The sequence below is a fragment of the Croceivirga lutea genome, assembly GCF_014235875.1.
GTDB classification, from domain to species: Bacteria; Bacteroidota; Bacteroidia; order Flavobacteriales; family Flavobacteriaceae; genus Croceivirga; species Croceivirga lutea.
Genome location: NZ_JACJUK010000002.1, coordinates 105,788 through 121,012, shown reverse-complemented (window position 1 = coordinate 121,012; position 15,225 = coordinate 105,788). Strand labels below are relative to the sequence as shown.

Genomic DNA, 15,225 nt, shown 5'->3' with positions numbered 1-15,225 from the left:
GATGTTAAAATTCGTAAAAGAACACATGCAAACAATAGATGGGGTAGCTACCTACCCCATGATATCATTACTAATTTTCTTCGTGTTTTTCACCTTATTATTTTGGTGGGTATTCACGGCAAGAAAAGAGCATATAAAAGAAATGGGTGAAATGCCTTTAGAAAATAACAACCAATAACAAATAAGATTATGATTTCTAGAATACCTTGGTGGATTAGAGTGCCACTATTATTTTTCATCATTTGGGGGGCGATGGAGTATTTTATAGACTCTGGAGACCAGCCTGCAATTATTGCGTATCCGGTTACACAGTTCTTTTTGTTAATGGTGTTGCTAATATTAGTAGCTATTGAAGCCATTCTAAAGTCCATTGAAAACATAATGTTTCAAACGCTTTCAAAAGAAGCTCAAGCTAAATACTTAGCAGAGCAAAACAAAAAGTGGGAATGGACCTGGGGTAAACAAATGTATGCCAAGCTTACTAAAAGTCGTGCTATAGAAAAAGAAGGAGAAATTGTACTTGACCATAATTACGATGGTATTAGAGAACTAGATAATGTGTTGCCACCATGGTGGGTATATATGTTCTATGCTACAATTGTCTTTGCAGTTATTTACTTGGTAAGGTTCCACATTGCAGGAGATTATGACCAAAAATTAGAGTATGAACAAGAGGTGGCTGCAGCTAAAATTGCTATTGAAGAATACAAAAAAACAGCAAAAGATTTAGTAGATGCATCTACCGTAACGGTATTGACAGATGCAAGTGACCTTTCTGCCGGTAAAACCATTTTTGAAACCAATTGTGTTGCCTGTCACATGGCAGATGGTGGTGGCGGTATTGGCCCTAACCTTACAGATGAGTATTGGATTTTAGGTGGTGGCATTAAAAACGTGTTTACTACAATTTCTGAAGGTGGTAGAGACGGTAAAGGTATGGTAGCTTGGAAAGCAAGTTTAAAACCATCAGAAATTGCTCAAGTAGCTAGCTATGTGTTGCAGTTTCAAGGTACAACAGCTGCTAATCCAAAAGACGCAGAAGGTGAAATTTGGATAGATGAAAATGCTCCTAAACCAACAGAAGAAACCATGCCAGAACAAGTTGCAGATAGCACGCAAGCTGTGGTTATGAATTAAGGTTAAGAGTGTTGCTTTAGACAAAAAAATGCAGAAAATGGAAGAAGAAAATTTTAGGGATTCAATTGCAACTATTACCAAAGATGGTAAAAGAGCATGGATGTTTCCTAAAAAACCTAGTGGTAAGTTTTACGAATATAGAAAATACGTAAGTTACTTTCTATTACTGTTTTTATTTGCTGCACCGTTCGTTAAAATCAATGGAAATCAGTTTTTGATGTTCAATGTTTTAGAACGAAGGTTTAATATTTTTGGTTTTCCATTTTGGCCTCAAGATTTTCATTTGGTTGTTATTTCAATGATTATCGGGGTAGTCTTTGTAGCACTTTTTACCGTAGGTTTTGGTAGAATATTTTGTGGGTGGATGTGTCCTCAAACCATTTTTATGGAAATGGTTTTTAGACGAATAGAATATTGGATAGATGGTGACCGTGGAGCACAAATACGTTTAAAAAAAGCACCGTGGACCGGTGAGAAAATTAGAAAACGAGTCTTAAAATGGATAATTTTCTTTATTATTTCATTTTTAGTAGCAAACGTTTTCTTAGCCTATATCATAGGTAGTGATAAGTTAATACTATACATAACCCAAGGTCCTTTTAGTCATTTAGGAACCCTAATTCCGTTATTAATATTTACAGGAGTATTCTATTTTATATTCGCTTGGTTTCGTGAACAAGTTTGCATTATAGCTTGCCCATACGGTAGACTGCAAGGTGTTTTACTAGATGAAAAATCTATTGTAGTTGCTTATGACCATAAAAGGGGTGAAGGAGAAAACGGTAGAAAAAAATTCCGTAAAAACGAAGATAGAGAAGCCTTAGGCCATGGTGATTGCATAGACTGTTTTCAGTGTGTAAATGTGTGCCCTACAGGTATCGATATCAGAAACGGTACACAACTAGAGTGCGTAAACTGTACCGCTTGTATTGATGAGTGTGACACCATCATGGAGCGCATAGATAAGCCAAAAGGCTTAATTAGATATGCAAGCGAGCATGAAATTAATACCAAACAAAAGTTCAGATTTACCCCTAGAATGAAAGGTTATGCTGCTGTGTTAACTGTGCTCACAGGTATACTAATAGGAATGTTGTTTTTGCGTAACGATTTAGAGGCTAATATTTTAAGATTGCCAGGCCAGTTATACGAAAGAAAAGAAAACAATATTATTAGCAATGTATACACCTATAAGTTGGTAAACAAAACGGTAGAAGACGTAGAGCAAGTAAGTTTTAAGTTACTATCGCATAACGGAGAAATAAAGATGGTTTCTCAAGATAGGTTTTTGGTTCCAGCACAAGACTTAGCCGAGGGTACATTATTTATAGAAATAAATGCTTCAGCCTTAACAGGTGATAAAGATGAATTAAAAATTGGAGTATATAGCGGTGATGATATGATTGAAACGGCTATTACACAATTTTTAGCTCCAAGAAGCTATAATTAAAACACTCGATACAAAGCCAATAGGGGTAGGATTTAAATATAAAAAGAGATGAAGATAAATTGGGGAACATCAATCGTTTTAGCGTTTATAAGCTTTATTGCTTTTATCATGTATTTCGTTATTCAAATGAATGCTGATGCTAGAGCAGACCATGAATTGGTTACTAAAGACTATTATAAAAAAGAACTGGCCTACCAAAACGAAATAGATTCTCAAAAATCTGCCTACGAATCTGGCGCCGTATTAACAACACAAATAGTGGAAGGTGGCTTATTAATCACTTTCCCAGAAAATTATGAATATAACCAAATAACTGGTAACGTGTCCCTATACAGACCGTCGAACAAGCAATTGGATTTTGACTTGCCCATAAGTCTATCCAACACACATTTGCTCATACCTGACAACCGCTTGCTAGACGGTCGGTGGGACATTACCATTAACTGGAAATATAAAGGTAAAACCTATTTACATAAAGAAAAATTAGTTTACTAATTGCTTTTAAAACGTAAACATGGTAGCATCAGCTTTGGTCTTGGGTCTTTTAGGAAGCTTACACTGTTTGGGCATGTGTGGACCAATTGCTTTTATGTTACCTTTAGATAAGAGTAACAATACCAAAAAAATCTTTCAACTCTCCCTATATCACCTTGGCAGAATATTTTCTTATGCCTTAATGGGTTTGGCTTTTGGCTTGGTAGGTAAAGGACTTCAATTATTTGGCTTTCAGCAAAAACTCTCTATTGTGATTGGTGTGTTTATGATTCTTTTAGTGCTAATACCCTCACGTTATGTATCAAAATTTAGTATCACCAAACCAGTTTATACCATTATTGGAAAGGTCAAGTCTAAATTGGGTAATGAGCTTAAAAAAAGAACTCCAGATACATTTTTAACCATAGGTGTTTTAAACGGTTTTTTACCCTGCGGATTAGTCTATATGGCCTTGTTAGGAGCTATAGCCATGGGTAATGCTGTTTCTGGTAGTCTTTATATGGCGGTATTTGGTTTAGGAACAATACCGTTAATGACAACGGCAGTATATTTTAGCACCTTATTTACACCCAAAACTAAAGCAAAATTCAGAAAATTAGTGCCTGTTTTTGTGGTGCTCGTTGGAGTGCTTTTTATTATTAGAGGAATGGGGCTAGGTATACCTTATTTATCACCTGCTGCACCAAGTACTGTAGATATGGCTTCTAGTGCCATTGAATGTCATTAGTGTGAACTGATAATCATTATTTAACACTTTGTTTGACCTAAGCTGTTCTGCATTTACCAATAATTTCAGTAATCACAATTCGGTAAACAATAGGTAAACCTTTCTGGTCTAATTTGTTAGAAAAGTCTTTTATAAATTGAGGGGTTTGCTGATTGTTTTTAGAAATAACTTTGTTTACCCCATCAGCAAAACGTCTTAGGTATATCTTGGCATCACTCGATGTTAACTCGTCATAATGGCCTTGAATCATTACAGATTTCCAGTTATGAATACCTTTTATTTCATCTACTTGCAAAGCTACAATGTCATATCTTCTCATAGCATCAATTTTATGACCTTCAGAAGAATAACTTATAATGCATTTTTCTTCAGGGTCATGATAATAGGTAATGGGTAAAATAAACGGACTTTGTCCAAAAACATATCCCAGTCTGCCTATATGGTTAGCCCCTAAAATGGCTAAACAATCCTTAATGTCTAAATTTTCAATCATGAGGAGATTTTTAAGCTATTTATAAGATACGACAATAACCTTTAAATACATAATTAATACAGCTAATATTAACCGATTTACCCATAGGTAAATTAAAAGATTTTAGGATGGTGTATTTTAAAGTATAAAAACTGATTTTTGTCATATTTTACCCTTTAAAATCGAGCTAATTTTGTAACTAAAGTTAGTGATAATCAGTAAAATATAATTTAGTTTCATGCTAAATTTAAAATCGTTACAAAATGAAAGTTCAACAAATTTATACAGGTTGTTTAGCCCATGCGGCTTATTATGTAGAAAGTAAAGGAGAAGCAGCAATTTTTGACCCGCTGAGAGAGGTGCAACCCTACATAAATCGTGCAACAAATGATGGTGCTAAAATTAAATATGTCTTTGAAACCCATTTTCATGCAGACTTTGTAAGTGGGCATCTAAATTTAAAAGAAAAAACTGGCGCAACAATAGTATTTGGCCCCACAGCAAAACCTGGGTATGATGCCCTTGTTGCAGAAGATGGCCAAATATTTACAGTTGGCGATTATAAGATTAAAGTAATTCACACTCCAGGTCATACCATGGAAAGTACTACCTATTTACTTATTGATGAAAATGGGGAAGAACATGGTATAATAACAGGGGACACCCTTTTTATTGGCGATGTAGGTAGACCAGATTTAGCACAACATGTTATTTCAGAGTTAACAGAAGAAAAATTGGCCGGTCATTTGTATGATTCACTTCGAAATAAAATAATGACATTACCAGACCACCTAATTGTGTATCCTAATCACGGTGCGGGTTCAGCATGTGGTAAAAAAATGAGTGACGAAACCACAGATACCTTAGGGCATCAAAAAGAAACAAATTACGCATTAAGGGCAGATATGAGTAAAGAGGAGTTTATAAATGAACTTCTAGAAGGCTTAACAACCCCACCCAGCTATTTTCCTCAAAATGTTTTACTAAATATTAAAGGGTATGAAAGCATAGATACTATTTTAGAGCGGGGAGTTACAGGCTTGTCTATTGAAGCTTTTGAAACTGCCGCCAATGAAACAGATGCTTTAGTATTAGATACACGTGAGGCAGAAGAATTTGCTAAAGGTTATATTCCAAATAGTATTAATATTGGACTAAAAGGTAGTTTTGCGCAATGGGTTGGAGAAATGATTTTAGATGTTAAACAACCCATATTATTGGTCACTGAACCAGGGACCGAAGAGGAGGCGGTTACGCGCTTGGCTCGAGTAGGATATGATAATACGTTGGGGTATTTAGAAGGTGGTTTTACAAAATGGAAAGCCAATGGTAAAGATTTTGAAACTATTGAGCGTATTAATGCTGATACCTTTGAAGCTGCGTATAACACCGAAGAAAATTTGGTGATAGATGTGCGTAAGAAAAGTGAGTTTGATGCTGAACACCTAGTTGGTGCAGTAAATGTTCCTCTAAATCGTATCAACGAATATTTGGCTGAGATTCCTAAAGAAAAACCTTTTGTTTTACATTGTGCTGGTGGTTATCGTAGTATGATTGCAGCATCGATATTAAAACAAAGAGGATGGAAAAATTTTGTTGATGTCGCAGGTGGTTTTGCAGAAATTAAAACCAAAAATGTGACGTTAACAGATTATGTGGAACCCACAACAATGTTGTAAATGAAAAATCAAATTCAAATTCAAAATTTAAAATGCGGTGGTTGCGCAAAAACCATTTCTAAAAATTTAGAGCAAATTACAGGTGTCACCAATCTTTCTATTGATATAGAAAATAGTACGGTTGAATTTACTACTGAAAATGATGCTTTGCTAGAAAAAGTGACCATAGAATTAAATAAAATGGGGTATCCACAGATTAGTGATACCAATGATTTTACTCATATTGCCAAGTCTTTTGTAAGCTGTGGTATGGGTAAATTTTCAAAATAAATTTGTTCTGATACATAGTAATTGTGAAGGATTATCCTATACTTTAGGGTAATCCTTCACGTATTTAAAAAACAACAAAAACATGAAAATAGTTAGTTTAGAAGACGCAGTAAAAGAAGTAAAATCTGGCAACCGAGTCTTTTTTCAAGGGGCAGCCATGACACCCAATGAGTTAATAGATGCCCTTACAAATAATTACAAAAACCTTGAAAATGTTGAGCTTATATCTATACATACAGAAGGTGATGCCAAATACATTCAAGAGCCTTATAACCAAGCTTTTAAACTAAATTCTTGTTTTGTTGGCGGTAATGTACGTAGTTGTGTAAACAACTCTTATGGTGATTATATTCCCATATTTTTGAGTGAAATTCCTAGGTTGTTTTATGAAAACATATTGCCTATTGATGTTGCTTTTATTCAGGTTTCACCACCAGATAAACACGGGTACTGTTCTTTAGGGGTTTCTGTAGATGTGGCGCTCCCAGCTGTGAGAACAGCAAAAAAAATAGTAGCACAAATAAATCCGCAAGTGCCAAGAACACATGGTACAGGTATTATACATGTAGACCAAATTGTGTGTGCTGCAGAAGTAAATAGGCCAATACACCAGCATGCATCAAACAGTATTTCAGAAATTGAAAGTAAAATAGGACATCACGTAGCATCTTTAATTGAAGACGGGGCAACCCTTCAAATGGGTATAGGTAATATACCAAATGCTGTACTATCAAATTTGGGTAATCATAAAAACTTAGGTATACATACCGAAATGTTTTCTGATGGTGTTTTACCCTTGCTAGAAAGTGGTGTAATAAACGGTAAAGAGAAAGCGGTAAAACGTGGTAAAATTGTAAGTTGTTTTGCTGTTGGGTCACAGAAGTTATATGATTTTATAGATGACAATCCTATATGTGATTTTAGAGACTCTGCATACACTAATGATACCGCTAGAATTCGAAGAAACCCAAAAGTAACTGCAATTAATAGCGCTATAGAAATTGACTTGACCGGTCAAATTTGTGCCGATACCATTGGTGGATATCAATTTTCTGGAGTAGGTGGTCAAATGGATTTTATTAGGGGAGCATCACTTTCTAAAGGTGGTAAGCCCATAATCGCTATTTCGTCAACCACTAAAAAAGGAGTTTCTAAAATAGTTCCGTTTTTAAAACAAGGCGCTGGGGTAACTACTACAAGAGCACATGTGCATTATGTAGCCACCGAATATGGTGTGGTAAATCTATTTGGAAAAAATCTAAAACAGCGTGCTAAGGCATTAATTTCAATTGCGCATCCAGACCAAAGAGAACAATTACTAAAAGATGCTTTTGAACGTTTTCATGTAATCTTGTAAACTAATTTATATGACAATTGCAACCTTGTCAAAAGAAATTGAAGCATTAAGCTTAGCAATTGAAGAAAGCCAAAAATCATCTGAGAAGACAGTAGCTAAGGTGCATCAAGATTTAATTTTGAGTGCCAAGAATTTAGTGCATTATTTACTCTTACGTAGTAAAGATTTGAGGTATTTACAAGATGAGTTGTCAGAATTAGGATTATCCTCTTTAAGAACTGGCGAAGGTTATGTACTCTCAAATTTAAAAACTGTTTCTCGCATTTTATACCAACTAGCAAATGAGGTAGGTTTTAAAGAGACAAGTACTGGAGTTGGTTTTCAGGCTAGTAGAGCTTTACTAATTAAAAATACTAACAAGCTATTTGGCGGTTCTTCAGAGGTATATAAAACAAGAATTATGGTGACCATGCCTAAAGAAGCTGCCAAAGATTATCAAATGATAGTACAAATGGCTTTAAAAGGTATGGAAGTGGCTAGAATTAATCTTGGTAAAGACGATAAATCTACTTGGAAGGCTATAGTAAAAAATATTAAAAAAGCTGAAAAAATTACCGGTCAATCAATTACTATCTATATGGATTTAGCCGGCCCTAAAATCAGGTCTGTTTTTTATAATAAAAAAGGTGAAGCAATAAGCACAAAGAAAAGTATTCCTGTACAAGTAGGAGAGCGTTTAGTATTGTCAAAAAATAAGGTGCCAACTAAAAAATCAGTTTTCAGTAATTCTGGTCAACAAAAGAGTGCTGCAATTATAGGTGTTACCCTGTCACAAGTAATTGATGATGTACAAATCGGAGAGACTATTTTATTTGATGATGGTATGATACATGCAAAGGTTATCAAAAAAAATAAAGATGCTGTTACCTTAGAAATTCAACAGTGTTTTAAACCTAAACTGGGTAACCAAAAAGGTATAAACTTACCTACTACAAAACTTAATTTACCCGCACTAACGCCTTATGATTTAGCGGTATTGCCTTATGCTTGTAAACATGCTCAAATAATTGGCTATTCCTTCGTAAAAAATAGCCAAGACGTAGCTTTGCTATACAGTAAGTTAAAAGCGTTATATGCTGATGATATAGGGGTTGTTTTTAAAATTGAAAATCAAGAAGCGTTTGATAATTTCCCAGATATTTTGCTAGCAGGTATGCAAAGAAAAGCTATTGGTGTTATGATAGCGCGTGGCGATTTGGCCGTAGAGATAGGATTTGAACGCATTTCAGAAGTTCAAAAAGAGTTGTTATGGCTTTGTGAAGCTGCACATATACCAGTGATTTGGGCAACTCAAGTTTTAGAGACTTTGGCCAAGAAAGGAATACCAACACGAGCAGAAATTAGTGATGCTGCACAAGGGGCAAGAGCAGAATGTGTAATGTTAAATAAAGGACCACATATTGTTGAAGCTATACGGGTTTTACGAAATATTCTCAATAAAATGGATGCGCATGTTTCTAAAAAGAAAGACTCGTTGCGTGCATTAAGTATTGCAAAAGACTTTGTAGAAAGAGGCTTAGCCTAAATCAATAAAAATGAAAGAGGGAGGTAACCAACCCCCCTCTCAATCATCAAAAAACTAAGCAATTAAACACGATTCTACCAAAAGAACCGGGACTTTTCAATATTGTTCTAATAAATACTTAACTAAATCTGTTGTGGTCACAATACCAACCAATTCGTCTCCATCTACTACCGGTAATGCGTGAAATTCTTTAACCGATAAAAACTGAGCTACTTCTTTGATGGTAGCTTGAATAGGTACAGTGGCTACATCTTTGACCATTACTTGTTCAATGGTAAACATATTGTAAACCATAGTGTCTACATCTTGCTCATCTTCATCAATTGCATCAGCAAAACTAATTCGCATTAAATCAGTGTAACTAAGAATACCCTTAATCTTGTTTCCAGATACAACCGGAATATGTCTTATACGATGTTTTTTAAACAACTCTTCAGCAGTTACCAAATCATCTTTTGTTGTAAGGGTTACCAAATTTTTGGTCATTATCTCTGTAATCGGAACTCGTTTTCTCATGGCCTCTTTTTTAATTTGTTACTTAAAGATAGTCACCTAAAATGTCAAAATTTATGATAAATATCATACTAAAAAGAGAGGGTTTAACATGTTGTTAAACCCTCTTTTAAAAACTCAAGAAACCAAAAAAATTATGATTAGATTTTAAAGGTAATCACCGGTATTTTGCTATGATTAGCAATATCTTCACCTATACTACCCATAAAAAAATGTGATAATCCTCTTCTGCCATGTGTGGGTAATCCAATAATATCTGCTGCATTAGTTTCAGCATAATTCAGCACACCTTTTTCAACGGTATAATCATTATAAATATCAACCTCTAAGCCAAGTCTAGCAATGTTCAAAAATCTAGAAATTCTATCGTAGATTTCTTCATTACTCATAAACGCATCACCTGGAGTATTAATATAAACGAGCTTAACTTCTGAACCTAATGCTTCAGCAAATGCCACAGCTTTTTTTACCACGTTAACATTTTCTTCTTTAAAGTCACATGCAAACACAAAGCGGTCAGCAGAAAAGTCGGCAATTTCTCCTTTTACTACTAATACCGGAACTTCTGAACTTCTGATTACACGTTCTGTATTTGAACCAATAAAAAACTCTTCTAATCCGTCTGTTCCATGAGAACCCATTACTACTAAATCTACATTGTGTTTTTGAGCCAATTCATTAACTTCAGAAAACACCTTGTAATGTTTAATTATTGGAGTAACCTTAATGCCATCTAAGAAAGGTTTTTGAAGAAATTTTTCTAATTTTTCTTCAATTATTTTAATCAGATGAACAATTTGTGCTTGTGGAATATAGTCGCCACCTTGACCTAAAGAAGGTGCAATTTCTAGCATGTGAAGCACATATAATTCGGCATTATTTTTTTTTGCTAAATGCGCTGCTTTTTTAAGTGCTATTTCTGACTGTTTAGAGAAATCAACAGGTACTAATATACTTTTCATAGGAGTAGTTTTTTACGACCATAAGGTCATTAGTTATACGGTCATAGAAAATAAGCGTGTCTCTGGTTTGTTGCGCTGTAAACGCAAATCAAAAGCCATACTTATATTTCTAATAAAAGGACGTCCCTTTTTAGAGACTAAGATTTGTCTTTGGCCAATGGTTAATAATCCATCAGCTTCAAGTTCTGCCAAGCTATCTTTTATAGATTTAAAATCAATAACAGCTTCGTCTTCAATGGTCCAAGAGGTTTCGTAGTTACACATTAAATTTAAAATTTGTTTGCGCACCAATTCATCCTCTTGGGTAAGTAAATGTCCGCGATAAACCGGAATAATGTTATTAGCTACCAAGTGCTGGTATTCTTCTACATTTTTTACATTTTGAGCAAAAGCAGACCAACAATCACTTATGCTAGAAACACCTAAACCAATCATAACATCTGTTTTGTTAGGAGTATATCCCATAAAGTTTCGGTGCAGCGTTTGGTTTTCTAGTGCCTGATACAGTTCGTCTGTTTCAAGAGCAAAATGGTCCATGCCAATTTCTTTATACCCCATGTTAAGGAGCATTTTTTTACCAATTTCGTATTGTTCTCTTTTTTGGGTTGCGGTGGGTAAATTTTCATCTTTATACCCGCGTTGACCGTTCCCTTTTTTCCATGGGACATGGGCATAGCTATAAAAAGCAATGCGGTCTGGCCGTAAAATATTTGTCTTTTCAATTGAGTTGATAACATCTTCAAGAGTTTGAAAAGGCAATCCGTAAATTAAATCGTGCCCCACAGAGGTATATCCGATTTCTCTTGCCCAATTGGTGACTTGCTCAACCTCTTCATAGGTTTGAATTCTATTTATGGCAGTTTGAACCGTTTTGTTATAATCTTGAACACCATAACACACCCGTTTAAGACCTACGTTAAAAAGCGCTTGTAAATGTTCTTTTGTAGTGTTGTTTGGATGACCTTCAAAACTTAACGAAGCATTTTTAGCTACGGTAACGGTTTTAAATATTCCGTTCAGAAGTTTCGAAAGGTTTTCAGGAGAGAAAAAGGTTGGTGTTCCTCCACCCAAGTGCAATTCTTTTACTAGCGGACGTTTTCCTAAAAGGTCTCTATAAAGACTCCATTCTTTTAAAACCGCTTTTATATAAGGGTCTTCGAGTTCGTGTCTTTTTGTAATTCTTTTATGACAACCACAAAAAGTACACATGTTTTCGCAAAAAGGCAGGTGTATATAAATGCTTATGCCTTCATCACTAGAATTAGTAAAACTTTCTTTTACACGAAGTTTCCAATTTTTAGATGAAAAATCTTCATTGTTCCAGTACGGAACTGTAGGGTAACTGGTATACCTAGGACCAGGTACATTATATTTTGTTGTTAAGCCACACATTTGCTTAGTATTTATTCCAAAAGTATAAGACCTAGAAATCAAAAAATATGACAATTATCAGTTCAATCGTAAAAGGTTGTAATTCTGACAATTGTCATAGTTTATTCTGGAGTATGTTTCTAGATTTGGCTGTATAGTAATAAAGGTATGGGTGAAAAAATCGTTGAAATTCAAACCAATGAGCAGGTGCGCATGAAGTTTATTGAGCACCTTATTGATGATATTACCGCTTTAGAACAATTGCTAAAAGCAAATAGGTTTGAAGATGATATTGTTCGAATTGGGGCAGAGCAAGAAATATGCTTAATTGATAAAGATTATCAGCCCGCACCCATAAATTTGAAACTCTTAGAGGCGTTAAACGATAAACAGTTTACTACCGAGTTAGCAACTTATAATATAGAACTCAATTTAGAGCCTTTAAAATTACATACCAATTGTTTTAGTGAAGTTAACCATCAACTAAACACGTTTTTAGATAGTGTTAGGCAAAAAGCCAACAAATTAGGTGCAGATATATTATTAGCAGGAATTTTACCCACTATTGGTAAAAAAGAAGTGGATTTAAGCTATTTGACCCCTATTGCCAGATATATAGCACTAAATGAAATTCTTACACATACCAAGGGTTCTAATTTTGATTTAAAAATAAGAGGTGCTGATGAATTGTTTTTAAAACACGATTCTGTAATGTTTGAAGCTTGTAATACCAGTTTTCAATTGCATTTGCAAATACCATCACACGACTTTATTTCGAGTTATAACTGGGCCCAAGCCATTGCAGGACCTGTTCTTGCAGTTTGCTGTAATTCACCCTTGCTAATGGGTAGAGAATTATGGAAAGAAACCAGAATAGCTTTATTTCAACAAAGTTTAGATACCCGTAAAACGTCCAATGCTTTAGTAGACCAAGCGCCAAGAGTAGGCTTTGGAGATGAATGGGAAACAGGCTGTGTAGCCAATATGTATAAAAAAAGTATTAGTACGCATAATGTGCTACTGATAAAAGAAATAGAGGAGTACTCTACAAAGCTCATTGCAGAAGATAAAATACCCAAATTACCAGCGCTACAATTGCATAATGGTACGGTTTACCGTTGGAATAGACCTTGCTATGGTGTAGGCGGTGGTAAACCACATTTACGAATAGAAAATAGATATATTCCCTCAGGGCCAACTGTAGTTGACCAAATAGCAAACTTTGCTTTTTGGGTAGGCTTGATGGTTGGCAGACCAAAGAAATATGATAACATGCCAGAGCAGATGGACTTTAAAGTGGCTAAAACCAATTTTATTAAAGCCGCTAGAACAGGTAAGGAAACATTGTTTCTATGGGACGGTCAAGAATATTCTGCTAAAAAATTAGTACTTCACAAATTGTTGCCGATTGCACATTTAGGGTTACAAAAGTTTGGTGTTGATGATGCAGAAAGAGAGCATTTTTTAGAAATTATTGAGCAAAGAGTAAAGGGCAGAACCGGTGACCAGTGGCAAATTCAAAACTATAGAAAGCTAAGGTCAACTTTTAAAACAAGAGCGGCATTAAAAGCGTTAACAAAAGCTATTGTAGAAAAACAAAAAACAGGTTTGCCAGTACATCAATGGGAAGATGTAAAAATTGAAGAAACAGAAAAGAATGAGGTAATAGTTAAAGATATAATGTCTACTCGTTTATTTAAACTACAAGAACACGATTATTTGAGTATGGCAAAAGCGATAATGAAATGGAATGCAATTAATCACATGCCAATTGAAAATGTCAAAGGAGATTTAGTTGGTCTTTTAACAACAAATTATTTACAAGAAAAAGATTTGATGGTAGACACAGTCGATTATAAGGTTTCTGAGGTAATGCTAAAAAATCCTATTACCATTGATGCAGAAGCTTCAATTGCAGAAGCAGAAAAGCTGTTTTCTTCTCATGAAATTGGCTGCCTTCCCGTATGTAAAGATGGGTTGGTTATAGGCATCTTAAGTACCAAAGATTTAGATTAATGGCCAACAATTCAATGTTTACATCTTTAGCTGTAAAACAGCGGGTAATTGGTCATTATAAAGGAAAGTATAATGGGCCAACCCTAATCTTTTTTGGAGGTATTCACGGTAATGAACCAGCCGGAGTTTCTGCACTTAAAAAGGTGTTTCTAAGCATAAAAGAACATGCAAACGACTTTAAAGGAGAGCTCATTGCCTTATCAGGAAATTTAAATGCGCTTTCTAAAAACATTCGCTTTCAACAAGAAGATTTAAATAGAATTTGGGCAGACCAGCGTTTAGAAAGTTTAGATATTAAAACAAAACTGGGCACTTTAAACGCTGAGGAAAAAGAGATGCAAGAACTGTACGCTATGTTATTGCAAATTTTAGACAGTTGTGAACCACCTTTTTATTTTATCGATTTGCATACCACCTCTAGTGATACAATTCCTTTTTTAATTATTAATGATAGCCTTTTAAATCGAAAGTTTACTAAAAATTATCCGTTGCCGGTGATATTGGGTATTGAAGAATATTTAAATGGGGCGCTCTTAAGTTATTTAAATGAATTAGGTTATGTTTCTATAGGTTTTGAATCTGGTCAACATACTAGTGAAGAGGCTGTTGAAAATGCCAAAAATTTTATTTGGTATACCTTAATATTAACAGGCTTTTACAATGTTCATTCTAGCATTTTTGAAAGCGTAAAGCAAAGTATTTTAAAGGCGGGAAATTATCAAAAAAAATTCTTTGAAATCTATTTTCAACGTCTTGTATCTTCTAACGAGTCCTTCCAAATGCAACCTGGGTATACAAATTTTCAAGATTTAACAAAGGGAGAAATTTTTGCACATGACCATAATGGAGCTGTGATTTCTACACATAATACACAGATATTTATGCCTTTGTATCAGAAAAGCGGTAATGAGGCTTATTATCTTATCAGGCCTATACCTATGCTTTTTCTTACGGTATCAAAATACGTGAGACGTTTTAGGTTAGATAGTGTGCTTACTATTCTACCTGGGGTTACTAGAGATAGTAATGATATACATATACTTAGAGTTAATAAAAGGGTAGCAAGATTTTTGGCTAAACCTATTTTTCATCTTTTAGGTTATAGAGCAAGAAGTCAAGGAGAACATCACCTTATACTTAAGAGTCGTGAATACAATTCTAAATTAGCCATGTATAAAAACGCACCTTGGTTTACATAAAAAACCCTGAGCTAACTTAATAACTCAGGGCTTTAACTAAAGTATAAACCCA

General features: G+C 34.7%; 15 protein-coding genes. 11 read left to right on the top strand and 4 right to left on the bottom strand.

Annotation, left to right across the window (positions count from 1 at the left end; translation table 11 throughout):
• Position 1 precedes the first annotated feature (1 nt).
• Genes H5V42_RS04125 through H5V42_RS04105 form a run of 5 tightly spaced genes read left to right on the top strand, consistent with a single transcriptional unit; the run spans position 2 to position 3,809 of the window.
• The gene (locus H5V42_RS04125; protein ID WP_185781866.1) at positions 2-178 is read left to right on the top strand and encodes a CcoQ/FixQ family Cbb3-type cytochrome c oxidase assembly chaperone; all 177 of its coding nucleotides are present in this window, start codon (positions 2-4) and stop codon (positions 176-178) included.
• A gap of 11 nt (positions 179-189) precedes the next feature.
• Complete coding sequence (locus tag H5V42_RS04120; RefSeq protein ID WP_185781865.1) at positions 190-1,137, top strand: cbb3-type cytochrome c oxidase N-terminal domain-containing protein; 948 nt, start codon at positions 190-192, stop codon at positions 1,135-1,137.
• A 37-nt stretch (positions 1,138-1,174) separates the two neighbouring features.
• Positions 1,175-2,587, top strand: a complete 1,413-nt coding sequence (ccoG, locus tag H5V42_RS04115; RefSeq protein WP_390809391.1) for a cytochrome c oxidase accessory protein CcoG — start codon at positions 1,175-1,177, stop codon at positions 2,585-2,587.
• 48 nt (positions 2,588-2,635) lie between these two features.
• Entirely contained in the window at positions 2,636-3,082 is a 447-nt protein-coding gene (locus H5V42_RS04110) for a FixH family protein (protein ID WP_185781863.1), read from the top strand.
• Between the two features lie 19 nt (positions 3,083-3,101).
• Positions 3,102-3,809: a sulfite exporter TauE/SafE family protein gene (locus H5V42_RS04105; RefSeq protein WP_185781862.1), complete on the top strand. Its 708-nt coding sequence runs from the start codon at positions 3,102-3,104 to the stop codon at positions 3,807-3,809.
• Positions 3,810-3,846: 37 nt separating this feature from the next.
• Here the strand turns inward: H5V42_RS04105 and H5V42_RS04100 are convergent, their stop codons facing one another.
• Entirely contained in the window at positions 3,847-4,302 is a 456-nt protein-coding gene (locus tag H5V42_RS04100) for a pyridoxamine 5'-phosphate oxidase family protein (RefSeq protein WP_185781861.1), read from the bottom strand.
• A gap of 242 nt (positions 4,303-4,544) precedes the next feature.
• Between H5V42_RS04100 and H5V42_RS04095 the strand changes: the two genes are divergently transcribed.
• The 4 genes from H5V42_RS04095 to H5V42_RS04080 all read left to right on the top strand — a co-directional run bounded on the left by H5V42_RS04095 (position 4,545) and on the right by H5V42_RS04080 (position 9,112).
• The gene (locus tag H5V42_RS04095; RefSeq protein ID WP_185781860.1) at positions 4,545-5,960 is read left to right on the top strand and encodes an MBL fold metallo-hydrolase; all 1,416 of its coding nucleotides are present in this window, start codon (positions 4,545-4,547) and stop codon (positions 5,958-5,960) included.
• A complete protein-coding gene (locus tag H5V42_RS04090; RefSeq protein ID WP_185781859.1) occupies positions 5,961-6,230 on the top strand; it encodes a heavy-metal-associated domain-containing protein in 270 nt (89 codons plus the stop codon).
• Positions 6,231-6,312: 82 nt separating this feature from the next.
• The gene (locus tag H5V42_RS04085; protein ID WP_185781858.1) at positions 6,313-7,587 is read left to right on the top strand and encodes an acetyl-CoA hydrolase/transferase family protein; all 1,275 of its coding nucleotides are present in this window, start codon (positions 6,313-6,315) and stop codon (positions 7,585-7,587) included.
• Between the two features lie 10 nt (positions 7,588-7,597).
• The gene (locus H5V42_RS04080) at positions 7,598-9,112 is read left to right on the top strand and encodes a pyruvate kinase (RefSeq protein ID WP_185781857.1); all 1,515 of its coding nucleotides are present in this window, start codon (positions 7,598-7,600) and stop codon (positions 9,110-9,112) included.
• Positions 9,113-9,208: 96 nt separating this feature from the next.
• Here H5V42_RS04080 and H5V42_RS04075 read toward each other — a convergent pair whose 3' ends face one another.
• The 3 genes from H5V42_RS04075 to hemN form a co-directional block, all read right to left on the bottom strand.
• Complete coding sequence (locus H5V42_RS04075) at positions 9,209-9,628, bottom strand: CBS domain-containing protein (RefSeq protein ID WP_185781856.1); 420 nt, start codon at positions 9,626-9,628, stop codon at positions 9,209-9,211.
• A gap of 137 nt (positions 9,629-9,765) precedes the next feature.
• The gene (locus tag H5V42_RS04070) at positions 9,766-10,587 is read right to left on the bottom strand and encodes a universal stress protein (RefSeq protein WP_185781855.1); all 822 of its coding nucleotides are present in this window, start codon (positions 10,585-10,587) and stop codon (positions 9,766-9,768) included.
• Between the two features lie 33 nt (positions 10,588-10,620).
• On the bottom strand, positions 10,621-11,979 hold the full coding sequence (gene hemN, locus H5V42_RS04065; protein ID WP_185781854.1) for an oxygen-independent coproporphyrinogen III oxidase: 1,359 nt from the start codon (positions 11,977-11,979) through the stop codon (positions 10,621-10,623).
• A 147-nt stretch (positions 11,980-12,126) separates the two neighbouring features.
• Here hemN and H5V42_RS04060 point away from each other — a divergent pair, with 147 nt between their 5' ends.
• Both H5V42_RS04060 and H5V42_RS04055 read left to right on the top strand, forming a co-directional pair.
• Positions 12,127-13,974, top strand: a complete 1,848-nt coding sequence (locus tag H5V42_RS04060) for a CBS domain-containing protein (RefSeq protein WP_185781853.1) — start codon at positions 12,127-12,129, stop codon at positions 13,972-13,974.
• The gene (locus H5V42_RS04055; RefSeq protein ID WP_185781852.1) at positions 13,974-15,173 is read left to right on the top strand and encodes a succinylglutamate desuccinylase/aspartoacylase domain-containing protein; all 1,200 of its coding nucleotides are present in this window, start codon (positions 13,974-13,976) and stop codon (positions 15,171-15,173) included. The genes H5V42_RS04060 and H5V42_RS04055 overlap by 1 nt, the downstream gene beginning before the upstream one ends.
• Positions 15,174-15,225 lie beyond the last annotated feature (52 nt).

Bases quoted from the DNA above. Each gene is read 5' to 3' on its own strand.
- H5V42_RS04090 (WP_185781859.1), top strand. From the start codon at position 5,961: ATGAAAAATCAAATTCAAATTCAAAATTTAAAATGCGGTGGTTGCGCA.
- H5V42_RS04095 (WP_185781860.1), top strand. From the start codon at position 4,545: ATGAAAGTTCAACAAATTTATACAGGTTGTTTAGCCCATGCGGCTTAT.
- H5V42_RS04055 (WP_185781852.1), top strand. From the start codon at position 13,974: ATGGCCAACAATTCAATGTTTACATCTTTAGCTGTAAAACAGCGGGTA.
- H5V42_RS04080 (WP_185781857.1), top strand. From the start codon at position 7,598: ATGACAATTGCAACCTTGTCAAAAGAAATTGAAGCATTAAGCTTAGCA.
- ccoG (WP_390809391.1), top strand. From the start codon at position 1,175: ATGGAAGAAGAAAATTTTAGGGATTCAATTGCAACTATTACCAAAGAT.
- H5V42_RS04125 (WP_185781866.1), top strand. From the start codon at position 2: ATGTTAAAATTCGTAAAAGAACACATGCAAACAATAGATGGGGTAGCT.
- H5V42_RS04120 (WP_185781865.1), top strand. From the start codon at position 190: ATGATTTCTAGAATACCTTGGTGGATTAGAGTGCCACTATTATTTTTC.
- H5V42_RS04085 (WP_185781858.1), top strand. From the start codon at position 6,313: ATGAAAATAGTTAGTTTAGAAGACGCAGTAAAAGAAGTAAAATCTGGC.
- hemN (WP_185781854.1), bottom strand. From the start codon at position 11,979: ATGTGTGGCTTAACAACAAAATATAATGTACCTGGTCCTAGGTATACC.
- H5V42_RS04060 (WP_185781853.1), top strand. From the start codon at position 12,127: ATGGGTGAAAAAATCGTTGAAATTCAAACCAATGAGCAGGTGCGCATG.
- H5V42_RS04070 (WP_185781855.1), bottom strand. From the start codon at position 10,587: ATGAAAAGTATATTAGTACCTGTTGATTTCTCTAAACAGTCAGAAATA.
- H5V42_RS04100 (WP_185781861.1), bottom strand. From the start codon at position 4,302: ATGATTGAAAATTTAGACATTAAGGATTGTTTAGCCATTTTAGGGGCT.
- H5V42_RS04105 (WP_185781862.1), top strand. From the start codon at position 3,102: ATGGTAGCATCAGCTTTGGTCTTGGGTCTTTTAGGAAGCTTACACTGT.
- H5V42_RS04110 (WP_185781863.1), top strand. From the start codon at position 2,636: ATGAAGATAAATTGGGGAACATCAATCGTTTTAGCGTTTATAAGCTTT.
- H5V42_RS04075 (WP_185781856.1), bottom strand. From the start codon at position 9,628: ATGAGAAAACGAGTTCCGATTACAGAGATAATGACCAAAAATTTGGTA.